A 15419-nucleotide genomic window follows, 5' to 3' on the forward strand; every position below is an offset into this window, starting at 1 on the left:
TACCTGAAAACAAGAATGCTTTCTAGTATTCCCCCCTAATTTGAGAGGCATGAATCCAGATGGATTGATGCCTTTTTTTATTTTAAGATAGCAGGTGCCTCTTCTTTCACTTGTCTATTCTGCAAAAAACGCTGGATTCTTGAAAGTGATTCCTGCAAGTGATCGAGTGATGATGCATATGAACAGCGAATATGTCCTTCACCACTTGGACCGAATACATTTCCAGGGACAACCGCTACTTTCTCGCTAAGCAGCAGCTCCTCGGCAAATTGTTCTGAAGTCATGCCTGTGCTTTTAATGGACGGGAAAGCGTAAAACGCTCCGTTTGGCTGGTGGCAAGTGAGTCCAAGTTCATTGAGAGAGCCGACAAACAAATTACGGCGCCTTCTGTAGCTTTTCTTCATTTTCTCCACATCTTCAAGTCCATTTTTTAATGCTTCTTCTGCGGCATATTGTGCCATAGCCGGTGCACACATCATAGAATATTGATGTATTTTCAGCATGGCATCACGGAGGACTGGGGGTGCTGCCACATAGCCTAAGCGCCAACCCGTCATAGCGAACCCTTTGGAAAAGCCTGAAATCAAAATCGTTCTTTCCTTCATATCTTGAATCGCCGCTACGCTCGTAAAAGCTTCATCGTACGTCAGCTCTGCATAAATCTCATCTGTGATGATTAAAAGATCATGCTCCTTTGCAAACTGAGCAATATCTTCAAGCTCTTCTTTCGAGTAAACAGACCCTGTTGGGTTTGATGGAGAGCATAGCAAGATGGCTTTTGTTTTCGGCGTCAGCTTCGTACGAAGATCAGCAGAATCGGCTTTAAAATCTTTTTCAGCCGATGTACTTAAATAAACCGGTACACCGCCCGCAAGTGTCGTCAGAGCCCCATATGCGACGAAACAAGGCTCTGGGATGATCACTTCGTCCCCGCTGTTTAAAATGGCGCGAAAGGCCAAATCAAGCGCCTGGCTACCACCAACCGTAATAATGAGTTCTTCTTCAGGACTGTACTCAATGTGAAACCGCTTATATAGATAATGGCTCAATTCTTTTCGCAAAGAGAGCAGCCCAGCATTTGCTGTATAAGAGGTCAGTCCTTGTTCTAAAGACATAATACTGGCTTCTCTCACATTCCAAGCTGTCACGAAATCCGGTTCGCCGACCCCGAGGGAGATAACCCCTTCCATTGTGGCTGCCAAATCAAAGAATTTCCGAATACCTGACGGCTGAATGCTTTGTACCGTTTCAGATAAATAAGACTTTTTCATTTAAGGAGACACCACGATTCTTTTGTCATCGTCCCCTGTTTCAAAGACTTTCCCATCATGCTTATATCTTTTCAAAATAAAGTGGGTAGTGGTTGAAACAACAGAATCAAGTGTCGATAATTTTTCAGATACGAAGCGGGCGATATCAGACATGGATCTTCCTCTGATCACAACAGATAAATCATACACGCCTGACATTAAATACACGGACTCCACTTCTTGGAACCTGTAAATGCGTTCAGCAATTTCATCAAAACCGACGCCTCTTTTTGGGGTCACTTTTACATCAATCATCGCTGTAACGCCTTCGTGTCCGTCTACTTTTCGCCAGTCAATCATGGTCGAATAATCAATAATGACTTTTTGATCTTCGAGCTTTTGAATAATGGCTTCTGCTTCTTCTGATGTCACACCTGCCATTTTTGCAATTGTATTTAAATCGGCGCGGCTGTTTTCATCTAAAATCTCTAATATTTCAGTTTCTTTTTCGGTTAGTTTCATTGATTTCACACCTCTGATTGTAAAAAGCTAGTTTTAAAAAATCTTCTGAACATTATAGCACGTTTTTCCCATTATGCTAAGCAGGGAAAAGATTCTAATCGTAGCTTAAAATCCACTTTTTAGGGTACAATACAGTCACCTAACAGAGAGTGAGTATCAAATATCGGAGTTGATGAGTGTGGACATTGTACAGCCATCCTATATGAAAAGTAAATTCGGTTTAGATATCTATTACGAACACTATCCAAATGAAGGTAAGAAGACATTGATTTTGATTCACGGCCTTTTCTCATCTACCTTCAGCTATCGAAAGCTCATCCCGCTTCTGAAACAAGACTTCAATTTAATTGCGATTGATCTGCCTCCATTCGGGCAGTCCGAAAAATCGAATACGTTCATTTACAGCTATCGCAACATGGCAAAAATCATCATTGAACTAGCTGGTTATTTGCAGATTCAGCATGCGATCCTCGTGGGACATTCCATGGGGGGACAAATTGCTTTATATGCTGCATCTGAGCGTCCCGACCTATTTGAAAAAGCTGTTCTTTTATGCAGTTCAGGGTATATGAATAAGTCCAAAAAGTCGCTTGTTTACAGCACATATATTCCTTATTTTTATCTCTATTTAAAAAGAAAGTTGTTCAAGCAAGGTATTATGAAAAATTTAACCGCTGTTGTGCATGATCATTCGATTATTGATCAAGAGATGGTAGACGGATATTTAAAGCCTTTTTCAGATGACCAAATTTTCAGAGGTATTTTTCGTTTGATTCGGCACAGGGAAGGCGATTTAGCGTCAGATGTCTTAAAGAAAATGGAGACACCTGTCCTTCTGATTTGGGGGGAGGAAGACCGGATCGTTCCTATTCAAATTGGCGAAAGACTTCACAAAGATCTGCCGCATTCAACCTTTCACGCATTAAAAAAAACCGGGCACCTCATCCCTGAGGAAAATCCGGTCTTTGTGTCTGATCAAATTGGTCATTTCAGCCTGTCTTAAAACGAGCAGGAGCTACTTTCTCTTATGATAAAAAGCTGATTTGCGATATGCTGGCAGCTTTCCATCGGAAGAAGCTGATCAAATGAGTGATGGTAAATGGCTTGAATGTCTTTCGCGAAAGATAACGGGTCTTCTGCGTCGTATAAGGCACTGATGACGTCAGCAGGCTCCGTTTCGTAAAAGTCCTCTCCATACTGAAAAGGGTCCCATGCCTTAATGATTTGAATCATCTCTTCTACAGCTTGACTATCTTTCATGGGGATCACCGCTTATAATAAATTTTGTGATGTTTATTTTAGCACAACCAAGAATGGTTGAAAAACGGCTAGAGGTGGGTTTCATGAATTTCGACGAACAGATCATACGTAAAGGTTCAAAATCAGTCAAATGGGATCAAGCAGAGTCTTTATTCCTGACAACAGATGCGCTGCCAATGTGGGTAGCAGATATGGATTTTAAAGCGCCCCAAGTCGTGCTTGATGCTTTAAAAGAACGATTAGATCACGGCGTATTCGGCTATGCATTTCAGGATCAGGATACGCAGCAAGCAGTAGCTGACTGGGTCAAAAGAAGACACGGTTGGACGATACAAACAGATGCCGTCACCTTCACACCAGGTATCGTGACAGCACTTAGTTTTGCGGTACAAGCCTTTACAGCTCCGAATGATGAAGTGGTCATTCAGTCACCGGTGTATACGCCCTTCTATCAAATGATTGAAAGAAACGGACGTATCGTCTCAACCAACCCTTTAAAAATAGAAAACAACCGTTACATGATGGATTTTGATGATTTAGAGAAGAAATTAAGCAGGCCAGAAGCAAAGCTGATGTTTCTTTGTCATCCGCATAATCCTTCAGGGAGAGCTTGGTCAAAAGAGGAATTAAAGCGTGTAGGAGATTTATGTGTACAGTACGGTGTCACCGTCGTGTCAGATGAAATTCATTCCGATCTGATGCTTTACGGGCAGCCGCATGTGCCTTTTGCCAGCCTTTCTGATGAGATAGCTAACATCACGGTAACGTGTATTGCACCGAGTAAAACATTTAATTTAGCTGGTCTTCAGGCATCTGCCATTATCATTTCTGATGAAGAAAAAAGAACCCTTTTCACCAATGAAGTGCAAAGAAATGGATTGTCTAAACTGAATGCCTTTGCGATTCCTGCCATGGAGGCGGCCTATCGCCACGGAGATGAGTGGCTTGATTCACTTGTTCTTTATCTCGAAAATAATATGAAGATCGCAATGGATTATATTGATGAATATCTGCCGAGCATGCGTTATATGAAACCAGATGCTTCTTATCTATTGTGGCTGGATATTCGTGATTATGAGCTCACTCAAGCAGAATTGAAACGTAATCTGCTGAAAAAGGGCAAGGTCATACTAGAGCTCGGAAACGTATATGGGCACGAAGGAGACGGCTTTATTCGAATGAATCTAGGCTGTCCTGCCGGAACAGTGAAAGAAGGTCTGAAGCGCCTTCATCAAGCATTCACTCAATCATCCGAATAAAACCATTTCTATCAAAAGAACATCCTAACGGGTGTTCTTTTTAAAGAAAAAAACCCTCCTATTATCATATCTACTTTGTACATGAAATGATATAATGAGAGGAATTACAATTATTTACGAGGAGAGCATTTAAATGGAAATGTTCAAGGATTTTCTGCTCCATGTATCTTTTATTCTATTTCCAATCTTTTTATATCATGCACTATGGCTAAGCCGGACCCCTGCTCATTTCCCTAAAACGAATAAACTGCTCATCACCATATTTGCATCCATTTCATCAGCACTATGTATTATGTATCCAGTTGGTTCGATTTTAGATTTGCAGACTGGGCTTCAATCGATTCCCCTTGTACTGGCTATTTTATACGGGGGATATACCGCCGGAATCGTCGCTATCTTGGTTAGTTCAACCGTAAAGTTCGTGATGTATGGCTCTTTTTTATGGGTTGGATTGATTGTTGTACCGATTTACTTTTTCATTCCTTTCCTGCTTTACCGGAAATGGCGCCAATATTCTAAGCAGAGAAAGCTGTTATACGGAGTCCTGATTGCGTTATCAAAAGGGATGTTTATTTACATTGGACTGCTTGTGGTCAGCTTAATAGAGTACAGCCCTGCATTCATTATGCAGCAAAAGCTGCTCGAATTATTTTTCTCAACTCTTTACTACATATTCTTTCTTGTGCTGAGTATTTATTCCATTGAGTTTGTGAAAGAGAATGCGCAAATGAGAACACAGCTTGTCCAATCAGAGAAACTGACGATTGTGAGTGAACTGGCAGCAAGTGTCGCCCATGAAGTCCGCAATCCACTGACGGTGGTGAGAGGATTTATCCAACTGCTCTTTTCAAGTGACAATTCGAAAGAGCCGTCAACCAATAAAGATTATAAAAATCTCGTTTTATCTGAACTTGACCGTGCCCAGGATATTATTACGAGCTATCTTGATATTGCGAAACAAAATTATTATCAAATTGAGTCTCTCAATTTATCTAAATTACTTGAAGAATGTGCATCGCTGATGACATCCTATGCGAATTTTAAGTCGGTCACGATTCATCAATCGATTGAACCAGACTTATACATCCAAGGTGATGAAACGAAAATCAAACAAGTCATGATTAATTTAATCAAAAATGCAATCGAAGCAGCGCCCGAACACGAAGGTAAAATCGAACTGTTTGCTTCAAAAGAAAATCATCGAATCTGCCTTTATTTCGTTGATAACGGTGTAGGCATGTCAGAAAGCCAAATGAAAAAGCTTGGTGAACCCTATTACACATTGAAAAATAAAGGAACAGGGCTTGGGTTGACAGTGACATTTTCCATCATTGAAAATCATCATGGAACGATTCGTTTCAAAAGCTCATTGCAGTCTGGTACAACAGTCACCGTGAAGTTTCCTGAAGATACAAGAAGAAAATGATCAATCCATTTTTTTTGTCCTTTTTTCATCGATCTGCTCCTGCTTCTTAGAAGCACGAACGATCAGACGAAAGCAAATAAATGCAGCAGCAAAGAAAAGCACCGTCGTGATTGCCGCAGGGATATACTCCCTTTTATCTTCAGGAAAATACAGTAGAAAGAATATGATGAACGACATGTTCCGCTCTTCCCCCTTTTGCTCGTTTACTTCACTATATTGGCTAAAAGAAAGGAAATACCTTCTTATGAGAAGGAAATGGAGGAATTTCATATGACAGACATTCAGATTGGACAAATCGTGAAAGGTTTTTACAAAACAGGTGTTTACATTGGGGAAGTGACAGCCGTTAAACCATCTACTTATCTCGTTCAAGTAAAAGCGGTTTTAACACACCCCACTCAAGGTGACCTGCATCATCCAAAAGAAGCGGACGTACCTTTTTTTCAGGAAAGACGGGCTTTGGCCTTTAGGGAACAGACGAACATCCCTCATCATATGGTCAAGCCTTATGATGGCGACATACCTGATTATCAAGTATCGCTGAAAGACGCCGTAGACAAATTGAAAAAAGGGCTCAGTGCGGATGATTCCAAGTGGGCTGAAAAATCAAGAGCGTGCCTCTCTTCTCTTGAAAAAGATTATTTTCCAGAAGACGCCCGCTAATCTGCCGAATCAAAAAAGTGAGAGAAGTCAATGAGTTCACCAATTTTGGTTGTTTGCGGATTTTCCACATAGGATCGATCTTTTTCAAAAAGGGTGAACAGCTGATAAGTGGTCATGGCATCATCGAGTGCTTTATGATGCTTACCAGCTCCTTCACTGCCGTACTCCTTAGCTGCTTTCCGAAGTCCTGTGAGTGTTCTATCCCCAAAAAAGGTTTTATATTCAAAAGCCAGATCCCTTTGATTCCCCTTAAAAGGAAAACCAATATGATTGAGCATACAGTTTTGCTTCAGTACCTTCATGTCCATATTTCCCCATGTGATAATCTCACAGTCTTCTCCCCCATCGAGTGACACGAGCTTCTCGATAAACGCCTCAAAAGAAATCCCGCTTTCTACATCCTGCTGCGTAATGCCAAGGAACGATTTACAGCGCTTTGTCAGCTTCGGGAACTTTTTCGGTTTGACATAGCTTGAGAATGTGTCTATGATCGTTTCATTTGATGCTTTAACGACACCGGCTTCAATGATTTCCGGGAAAAAATTTTGCGGATGATATTTCCCATCAGGCATCGTAAATTCAAAATCGACCACAAGCAGCGTCTTCTGTTCCATCAGTCTCACCCCACTTTCTCGTCTGTTTTCCATCCTGCTACTATTATATTAAGACGGACTTTGAAATCACTTCATTTTCGTGAAAATAATGCAGATTCACTATGCCCAACCTATTCATCAGATGAAAGATCGTTTATTTTCCTTTATAATTATTAAGGAACACGAAATAAATAAAGAAGGTGGTCTTTATCACAAACAGGAAGAAAAATTTGTACATCATGTGGTTTGTGAACTTTTTTGTATCTGCCAGCATTACAATGATCGTCCCTTTTTTATCACTTTACATAGAGTCTCTTGATAGCAGTTATTCGAATGAATTTGTTCAAAGATGGAGCGGCTATGTCTTTGGGGTTACGTTTTTAACAGCCTTTCTCATTTCTCCAATTTGGGGACGGATTGGTGACCGGCATGGCTATAAAAAGATTTTGCTCATTAACGGCATTGGGATTGCAACAAGCATTTTATTAATGGGGCTTGTTCAAACCGTTTATCAACTATTTGCGTTAAGGCTTTTCATGGGGCTTGTGACAGGCTTTATTTCGACTTCGATGGCACTGATTTCTGCACAGACCGAAAAGGCAACAGCCGGTAAGACCCTTGGTACGATGCAGATGAGTAATGTCGCCGGAGGGTTATTCGGTCCATTAATGGGTGGATTTATGGCAGACAGTGTCGGATTCATTTATACATTTTTCTTAACAGCTGCTGTCATATATGTGTCAGCGATTGTCATTATCTTCGGTGTGAAAGAACAGCCGATCCGTTCAAAAGAAGCAAAACGGGTTTCTTACTCACGGAAGGACGTCCTTGTCCATATTTTCAAACAGCCTTTGCTTGTGGTCACCATGCTGCTCACATTTATTACGCAAGTCGGGAACTTTAGTATTCAGCCGCTTTTAGCCTTGTACATTCATGATTTACACGGCCCCGTCAACCTTGCCTTTTATGCAGGACTGGCGTTTTCTGCAACGGGGCTTGGCAATTTGCTGTTTACACGGAAATGGGGAGACCTTGGAGATCGTATTGGTCACGATAAGGTGCTGCTCGCCCTTCTCATCCTCTCCTCCATTTTATTCATCCCGCAAGCGATGGCGGATTCCTACGGGATGTTAGTGATCTTCCGTTTCTTATACGGGATGGCACTAGGCGGCATCATTCCTTGTACGACGGCCTATATTCGCATCAAAGCGCCTGCCTCTATGCAAGGAGAAGTGCTTGGTTACAATGTCAGCTTCCGCTTTCTTGGAAATGTCGTCGGACCCGTCATAGGCGGTATTGTGGCGAGTCATTACGGAATTCCAGCTGTCTTTTATGTTACCGCCGGCATTTTCCTTTTCGGGGCATTATTTTTATGGGCGGTCCGCTCACAATCAAAGACAAAAGAGAGGAGTGTCTGATCCATCATCAGATACTCTTTTCTTCTGTCTAAATGCCTTGTTTACTAGACTTCACGTCTATTCTTTTCTAAAAATAACCTTCTCGTAATCGCAAAAGAATGGTACGATATGGCTAGAAATCCGAAGAAAGTGAGTGACCTCATGTTTCGTGCAATCATTGGTTGGTTATTACTTGCTGCCCTCATCCCATTATTTGTTCTGACTTTTTATCTATCAAAGGAAGAAGCCGCAAGTGTAAAACCTGTTAACGAAGTGCTTGATCAAAAAATCAAGCTGGAAAAGGTAGACTTTTCCCAAAACAGTTATATGTATGATCGAGATGGTTCTCTTATCTCTGAGATCGTATCAAACGATGAGAACCGTGTTTTCGTGAAGTACGATAAAATTCCTGATTCCGTCAAGGAGCTGTTCCTCCGATCAGAGGACCGCAACTTTTATGACCATAAAGGCATTGACTTTATGGGCGTGATTCGTGCCCTTGCTGCAAATGTGAAAAACCATGGCATTAGCCAAGGCGCCAGCACCATCACACAACAGTTATCCCGTAATTTATATTTAAGTCATGAACGTTCATTCAGCCGAAAGTTTACAGAACTGCTCTATTCCTATGAGCTCGAGCGAAAATTTACAAAAGAGGAAATTCTCGAAAGCTATTTAAATACGATTTATTTCAGTAACGGGGTTTACGGTGTCGGTTCTGCGGCTAATTACTATTTTGATAAGCCGCTTAGTTCTTTGACACTTGCACAGATGGCATTTATTTCTGCGATTCCTAACAACCCTACGCTGTATGACCCATTGAAACAATTCAAACATACAAAGAAACGCCAGGAACGGCTGCTTGGTATTTTAGAAAAAGATGGTGTCATTACGAAGAAGCAATACAAAAAAGCAGTGAAAGAAAAAATCAGCTTGTCCTTAAGTGAAAAGAAAAATCTTTATCCTGACTATGTGACATATGCCAATGAAGAATTTACCGATCTGGTGTCTGATCAGGAAGGCTTTACAAAACGATTGAAAAAAGCCAAAACAGCTGGCGCAAAAAAAGCAATTCAAAAAGAATTATCAGAAAAGGTCAGTGCATTGCTTCAAGATGGTGTGAAGATTTATACAGCACTAGACCCTTCCTTACAGCAAAGAGCGGTTTATCAGCTCAATGCACAATTACCTTATCAAGGTGTGGAAGGCGGTTCAGCAGTCATTAACCACCAAACCCATCAAATCGTCGCACTTGCTGGCGGGAAGAACTATAAAAAGTTTGATTTCAACTACGCCTATCAAGCGCAAAGACAACCAGGTTCCGCCATTAAGCCGCTGTTAGATTATGGCCCTTATATTGATCAAACCGGTGCCACGGCATCAAGCAAAATCAGTGCCGGCAAGTTTTGCAGTAGCGGATATTGCCCGCAAAACTATAATCATAAAACGTATGGAACTGTAACACTTGAAACAGCCTTTAAGAACTCTTACAATACACCAGCGATTCGTATGCTTGATACAGTCGGTGTCAAAAAAGGCTTCAGCTATTTAGAAAAGTTTTCATTCGAACATATTGTCGCAGATGATTACCGTCTCCCTTCTGCACTTGGAGGATTTACAAAAGGCTTCTCGCCGCTAGAAATAACCGATGCATATACCGTGTTTGGCAATCAAGGTGCCTATACGCGAAATCACTCCATTACAAAGGTCACAGACTTAAACGGCAAAACCCTTTACAAGTGGAAAGAGTCGCCGAAGCAAATCTATTCTCAGCGTACAAATGAAACAATGCGCAAGCTGCTTGCCTCTGTTGTGAAAAGTGGAACAGGAAAAAAGGCGAATTTCAATTCTCCTTACATTGGGGGAAAAACAGGGACATCCAATGACTACAAAGACATTTGGTTTGTTGGCCTGACAGATCAATACACAATGGGTGTATGGGTAGGAAGAGATAGAGGAACCGTTGAATCGATTTATAGTTTAAGCCCGCACTTACGTATTTGGAAACAAACTATGCAATACGCTAGATAAACAGGAGGTTTGATTGCGATGCATTCCACACAACCCTCTCACTTCATTTTATTTGACGGTGTCTGCAACGTGTGCAGTGGTGCTGTTCAGTTTATCATCAAGCGCGACCCGAATGAGCGGATGATGTTTGCTTCTTTACAATCAGATACAGGGCAGCGTATTTTAAAAGAAAACGGCTTGCCTTTAGATGAGTTCAATTCATTCATTTATATTGAAAATGGGACCCTTTATATGAAGTCAACAGGCATCTTAAAAGCCGCACGGCATTTAAAAGGGATATACAGATGGAGCTATTTACTCCTCGCGATCCCTCGTCCAATCCGTGACTGGTTTTATCAGCTCATTGCAAAGAATCGCTACAAATGGTTTGGTCAAAAAACATCCTGTATGATGCCTACACCTGAAATTCAGAAGCGGTTTCTTCCATAAAAAAAGCATCCTCCATCATCGGAGGATGCTTTCTTTCGTCTGATTAAGCTGGCAGACTCGCCATCACACTGTTATAAAGCTTAATAAATAAGTACAAAATGCCGATCAAAAACGTGGCCCAAAACAGCAGATTAAACATCATAAACCCAATTAAATTCAGCATGGAAAGTGATTGATAAATGCGTACCACAACCCAGATAAAATAGACGAGACTTGCTAAAACAAAAAGCCCAACAAGCAAAATGAGCTGCTGCGTCAATAGAAATGCAAGTAAGCTGGCAAACAAATAGACAACCGATGCAATCCGAATTTTCTTTAAGTTCTCCCCTTCAGGGTCCTTTGCAAAAAAGAGCAGCGCCAACTCTAACACCGTATCTGCAATGAGTTTTAAAGCAGATAAAATCATAAAATAAACAAGTGCAAATGCGGCAAATAAAGCAAGACGAATGCCCTGTTCAGAGAAAAATTCCAACATTCCTTTTAAAATCCCTGCTTGGGTCAAGAAGTCAGTCGTGATACCTACTGTAAAAATAGAAAAGGCAGAGCTGAATAGCAAAATCGAAATCAGCGGAAAATATCCAGTCAAATATGTATTTTTCATAAATAGATCCTTTCTCATAAGCTCATTTTTATTATGGCTCACTTAAAACGGATTGACAAGATGCTTTCCAAGTAAACTGGAATCTAAATCAAATTTGTGATTTTGCACGTACATTCCTTCACAAACTTACATTTTCCCGTTAAAGTATTACTATTACGAAAAAATTGCGCGTTAGGGGTATACTCGTGAAAAAAACTTTAAGACTGCAAACACGGCTGACGATCTTTGTCTGTATTGTTGTCCTGATCTCCCTCTGTATCACATTCTTTACGATCTGGTCAGAAACAGCCAAAAATATTCATCAGCAGGAACGTGATATCGCCCTCTCCACTGCCAAAATGGTCGCAGAGGCTCCGATCACAGCGAAATCATTGGAAAAAGATCAATCATATACAGCACTACGGAAATATACAACCAATGTGCAGCGTATTACCAAAACCGAATTCGTTGTCGTCATGGATATGAACGGTATCCGCAAAACACATCCGAATCCGCAAAAGATTGGGAAGCGATTTGCTGGCGGTGATGAAAAACCGGCATTACAGGGTAAAGAACATATTAGTACCGCATCTGGAACACTTGGCAAGTCCATGCGTGCCTTTGTTCCTGTTTATAACCAAGATGGCAAGCAGCTCGGAGCTGTGGCAGTTGGGATTACATTAAAGGAAATTGATTTAATTATTCATCAAAGCCTGCTCCCGCTCTACTTTGTCACATCGCTTAGCCTTTTATCTGGCATTATCGGCGCACTCATTGTGGCACGTAAAGTAAAAAAGATTATGTTTGGACTAGAGCCAGATGAAATTGCCACCTTATTAAAAGAACGAAGCGCTATGCTAGAATCGACAAAAGAAGGCATTCTTGCCGTCGATCAGCTCGGTAAAATCAAGCTGGCAAATGCAGAAGCTAAACGTCTTTTTCATAATATGGGCATTATGGTTGACCCTAGAGAACAAGACGTACAGGCCCTTCTTCCTTCAAGCGGCTTAAAGCAAGTAATCGAAACACGGAAACCGCTGCTTGATCGCGATGTCAGAATGAACGGATTGGAGCTGGTCTTTAATGAGGTGCCGATTACGGTAAAAGGAGAAATTGTCGGAGCGATCGCAACCTTCCGTGACAAAACAGAAGTCAAACATCTGGCTGAGCAGCTGAGCGGGGTGAAGATGTATGCCAATGCGCTTCGTGCCCAGTCACACGAATTTATGAACAAGCTCCATGTCATTTTAGGATTGGTCCAACTGAATAACTATGATGACCTTGGCACCTATATTAAAGATATTGCGATTTATCAGCAGACAGAAACAAATGAAATCATCAACCATGTGAAAAACTCTGTCTTAGCCGGGTTTTTACTAGGAAAACAAAGCTACATCAGAGAACAAGGCGCAGCTTTAGAAGTCAATTGCAGTACACAGGTACCAAACTCGGAGGACCCAGCAGTCACACATGACCTTATTACGGTCATCGGTAATCTGTTAAATAACGCACTCGATGCCGTTTCCCATACAGAGAACAAAAATATCTCCATCTCATTCAGATATGTCCAAGAGCAGCTTCATATTGAAATTACAGACACAGGGGTCGGTCTGACAAAAGAAGAACAGGACATTATGTTTGATCAAGGCTTTTCAACAAAAGGAGAAGACAGAGGATTTGGCCTTTACTTTGTTGACCAAAGCATCAAAAAACTGAACGGACATATGATCGTCACAAGCGAAAAAGGAGAAGGAACGACCTTTAGTCTCCGTATTCCATATAAACAAAAGGAGGATTCACATGATTAATGTGTTGATCGTAGAAGATGACCCAATGGTCGGGGAGCTGAATAAACGCTACTTGACCCAAATAGAAGGATTTGAATTAAAAGGGATTGCCACCTCATTTCAGAAGGCACTAGACATCTTAAAATCAGAAATCATTCACCTTGTATTGCTTGATATTTATATGCCTGGACAAAATGGGCTCGCCCTATTATCAGAAATTCGTGAGAAAAATCATTCCGTTGACGTCATCGTCATTTCAGCTGCAAATGAAGTGGATGTCGTACAGCAAACGATGCGAAACGGAGCTGTCGACTATTTAATCAAACCTTTTGAGTTTGAACGCTTCCAATCAGCACTGGCAGAATATAAAAGAAAACATGCCCTATACCAAACGATGAACAGCATCTCTCAAAATGATTTAGACGCGAAGCTTTTTCATAAAAAAGCAGAGGCGGAAAAAGTCCTGCTGCCAAAAGGCCTGACGAAGAGCACACTCAAACTCATCTGGACAAGCATTCAATCATTCGGTCAGCAGGCTTTCACGACCGAAGACCTAGCCAATCATACTGAAATCTCTCAAGTTTCGATTAGAAAATATTTGAAATTTCTTGAGGATATCGAAGTGGTTGATGTGGAGATGGCATACGGGACAATCGGCCGCCCTGTTTTCCAATATAAACTGAATACAAGCAACATGAATTTGATTCAGCAATATCTTTAATTTGACACATCTGACCTTTCTCAAAGGCCAGATGTTTTTTTATGGCATACGATGTCACAAACCCCTTGATATCAGTGGTTCCACTGTAGTAGAGCACATCATAAAAGCGGCATTATATCATATTTCAGCACATAAAAAGACATCGAATTTAGCCTTTTAACATTTTTTTAAAAATAAAACAAATTTCTATTTATTTATTCGATGGGAAATGATAAATTATGATTGATTAGTTCAACGAGATATAAGTCTGATGTCTTACATCTTCTCTCCTGTTTCCATCAATTTTAAAAGAATGCAGGATAAAATACCCTTTTCACAAGGATAGGAGAAGGCAAGAGTCGGTCTTTTTTCGCGAGACTTTTCTGAAACTTTTAAATTTTATAGGGGGTTATGTTTTGAAGAAGCGCAAAATTGGACTTGCATTGTCCTTAGTCGTAGCAGCAGGAACCATCCTTGGAGCATGCGGCAACTCTGGCTCAAACAGCGGTGAAAACAAAAAAGATAAAGATCAATTCACTGTTGCAATGGTAACTGATGTCGGTGGTGTCGATGACAAATCGTTTAACCAATCTGCTTGGGAAGGTTTACAAGCATTTGGGAAAGACAACAATTTAACAAAAGGTAAAAACGGCTTTGATTACTTACAATCTAAATCAGACGCTGACTATACAACAAACTTAAACACACTTGCTCGTGAAAAATTTGATTTGATTTACGGAATTGGTTTCTTAATGCAAGATTCTATTACTGAAATTGCTGATCAACGTAAGAAAAACCACTTTGCCATCGTTGATGCAGTTGTAAAAAAAGACAACGTAGCAAGCATTACATTTAACGAAAACGAAGGTTCATTCCTTGTAGGTGTGGCAGCGGCTCTTTCTACAAAATCAAACAAAATTGGTTTTGTTGGCGGCGTTGATTCTGAATTAATCAGAAAATTCGAAGTTGGTTTCCGTGCAGGCGTTGAAGCAGCTAATCCAAAAGCAAAAGTTGAAGTGAAATATGCTGGTGCATTCGATAAAGCAGACATCGGTAAAGCAACAGCTGAAAGTATGTACAAATCTGGCGTTGACGTCATTTACCACGCAGCAGGCGGAACTGGAACTGGTGTCTTCACAGAAGCGAAAAACCTGAAAAAAGCTGATCCTGACCGCAAAGTGTGGGTCATTGGTGTTGATAAAGACCAGTATGACGAAGGTAAAGTACCTGGAACAAAACAAAGTGTCACTCTTACTTCTATGATTAAGAAAGTAGACACAGCGGTACAAGACTTAACAACAAAAGCAAAAGAAGGTAAATTCCCTGGTGGCGAAGTCATCACGTACGGTCTGAAAGAAGGCGGCGTTGACATCTCTCCATCTCAAGAGAATCTTGATAAAGATGTATTGAAGAAAGTCGAAGAATGGAAACAAAAAATCATCAAGGGTGAAGTGAAAATCCCTGCAACACGTGATGAACTAAAAGATTTTAAAGCTTAATTTGTGCATCGGGATAAGCACGC

At 40.9% G+C, this 15419-nt stretch carries 16 protein-coding genes; 10 read left to right on the forward strand and 6 right to left on the reverse strand.

Annotation, left to right across the window (positions count from 1 at the left end; translation table 11 throughout):
• Positions 1-77: 77 nt before the first annotated feature.
• Positions 78-1271: an aminotransferase gene (locus BA79_RS04350; RefSeq protein ID WP_017358961.1), complete on the reverse strand. Its 1194-nt coding sequence runs from the start codon at positions 1269-1271 to the stop codon at positions 78-80.
• Entirely contained in the window at positions 1272-1772 is a 501-nt protein-coding gene (locus BA79_RS04355; protein WP_007500517.1) for an Lrp/AsnC family transcriptional regulator, read from the reverse strand.
• A gap of 178 nt (positions 1773-1950) precedes the next feature.
• On the opposite strand from BA79_RS04355, the gene BA79_RS04360 reads away from it, so the two are divergent.
• Positions 1951-2775: an alpha/beta fold hydrolase gene (locus BA79_RS04360; protein WP_017358960.1), complete on the forward strand. Its 825-nt coding sequence runs from the start codon at positions 1951-1953 to the stop codon at positions 2773-2775.
• Here BA79_RS04360 and BA79_RS04365 read toward each other — a convergent pair.
• On the reverse strand, positions 2772-3032 hold the full coding sequence (locus BA79_RS04365; RefSeq protein ID WP_025207895.1) for a DUF1871 family protein: 261 nt from the start codon (positions 3030-3032) through the stop codon (positions 2772-2774). The genes BA79_RS04360 and BA79_RS04365 overlap by 4 nt on opposite strands.
• 83 nt (positions 3033-3115) lie before the next feature.
• Between BA79_RS04365 and BA79_RS04370 the strand changes: the two genes are divergently transcribed.
• Complete coding sequence (locus BA79_RS04370; protein WP_035701182.1) at positions 3116-4291, forward strand: MalY/PatB family protein; 1176 nt, start codon at positions 3116-3118, stop codon at positions 4289-4291.
• Between the two features lie 133 nt (positions 4292-4424).
• Positions 4425-5717 carry a sensor histidine kinase gene (locus tag BA79_RS04375; protein WP_017367947.1) on the forward strand — a complete coding sequence of 431 codons (1293 nt, stop codon included), beginning with the start codon at positions 4425-4427 and terminating at the stop codon, positions 5715-5717.
• On the opposite strand, the gene BA79_RS19525 is transcribed toward BA79_RS04375, so the two are convergent.
• Complete coding sequence (locus BA79_RS19525; RefSeq protein WP_008345810.1) at positions 5718-5894, reverse strand: hypothetical protein; 177 nt, start codon at positions 5892-5894, stop codon at positions 5718-5720.
• A 93-nt stretch (positions 5895-5987) separates the two neighbouring features.
• On the opposite strand from BA79_RS19525, the gene kapB reads away from it, so the two are divergent.
• Entirely contained in the window at positions 5988-6380 is a 393-nt protein-coding gene (gene kapB / locus BA79_RS04380) for a kinase-associated lipoprotein KapB (protein ID WP_017358956.1), read from the forward strand.
• On the opposite strand, the gene kapD is transcribed toward kapB, so the two are convergent.
• Positions 6377-6994 carry a 3'-5' exonuclease KapD gene (kapD, locus tag BA79_RS04385; protein WP_008345814.1) on the reverse strand — a complete coding sequence of 206 codons (618 nt, stop codon included), beginning with the start codon at positions 6992-6994 and terminating at the stop codon, positions 6377-6379. The two genes, kapB and kapD, sit on opposite strands and share 4 nt — an antisense overlap.
• Before the next feature lie 218 nt (positions 6995-7212).
• Here kapD and BA79_RS04390 point away from each other — a divergent pair, with 218 nt between their 5' ends.
• The 3 genes from BA79_RS04390 (at position 7213) to BA79_RS04400 (ending at position 10830) form a co-directional block, all read left to right on the forward strand.
• The gene (locus tag BA79_RS04390) at positions 7213-8391 is read left to right on the forward strand and encodes an MFS transporter (RefSeq protein ID WP_220482436.1); all 1179 of its coding nucleotides are present in this window, start codon (positions 7213-7215) and stop codon (positions 8389-8391) included.
• Between the two features lie 108 nt (positions 8392-8499).
• Entirely contained in the window at positions 8500-10401 is a 1902-nt protein-coding gene (locus tag BA79_RS04395) for a transglycosylase domain-containing protein (protein ID WP_051626174.1), read from the forward strand.
• An 18-nt stretch (positions 10402-10419) separates the two neighbouring features.
• Positions 10420-10830 carry a thiol-disulfide oxidoreductase DCC family protein gene (locus tag BA79_RS04400; protein ID WP_035701187.1) on the forward strand — a complete coding sequence of 137 codons (411 nt, stop codon included), beginning with the start codon at positions 10420-10422 and terminating at the stop codon, positions 10828-10830.
• Positions 10831-10873: 43 nt separating this feature from the next.
• Here BA79_RS04400 and BA79_RS04405 read toward each other — a convergent pair whose 3' ends face one another.
• Entirely contained in the window at positions 10874-11431 is a 558-nt protein-coding gene (locus BA79_RS04405) for a YufK family protein (protein WP_017367952.1), read from the reverse strand.
• Positions 11432-11616: 185 nt separating this feature from the next.
• On the opposite strand from BA79_RS04405, the gene malK reads away from it, so the two are divergent.
• The 3 genes from malK (at position 11617) to BA79_RS04420 (ending at position 15396) form a co-directional block, all read left to right on the forward strand.
• Positions 11617-13218 (forward strand): malate sensor histidine kinase MalK, encoded by a 1602-nt coding sequence (malK, locus tag BA79_RS04410; protein ID WP_035701191.1) that lies wholly within the window; start codon positions 11617-11619, stop codon positions 13216-13218.
• A complete protein-coding gene (locus tag BA79_RS04415; RefSeq protein WP_024719723.1) occupies positions 13211-13918 on the forward strand; it encodes a response regulator in 708 nt (235 codons plus the stop codon). Before malK ends, BA79_RS04415 begins: the two co-directional genes overlap by 8 nt.
• Before the next feature lie 395 nt (positions 13919-14313).
• Entirely contained in the window at positions 14314-15396 is a 1083-nt protein-coding gene (locus tag BA79_RS04420) for a BMP family lipoprotein (RefSeq protein WP_035701194.1), read from the forward strand.
• Positions 15397-15419: the final 23 nt, after the last annotated feature.

This window comes from Bacillus altitudinis 41KF2b, from assembly GCF_000691145.1.
In the GTDB taxonomy this organism is placed as follows: domain Bacteria; phylum Bacillota; class Bacilli; order Bacillales; family Bacillaceae; genus Bacillus; species Bacillus altitudinis.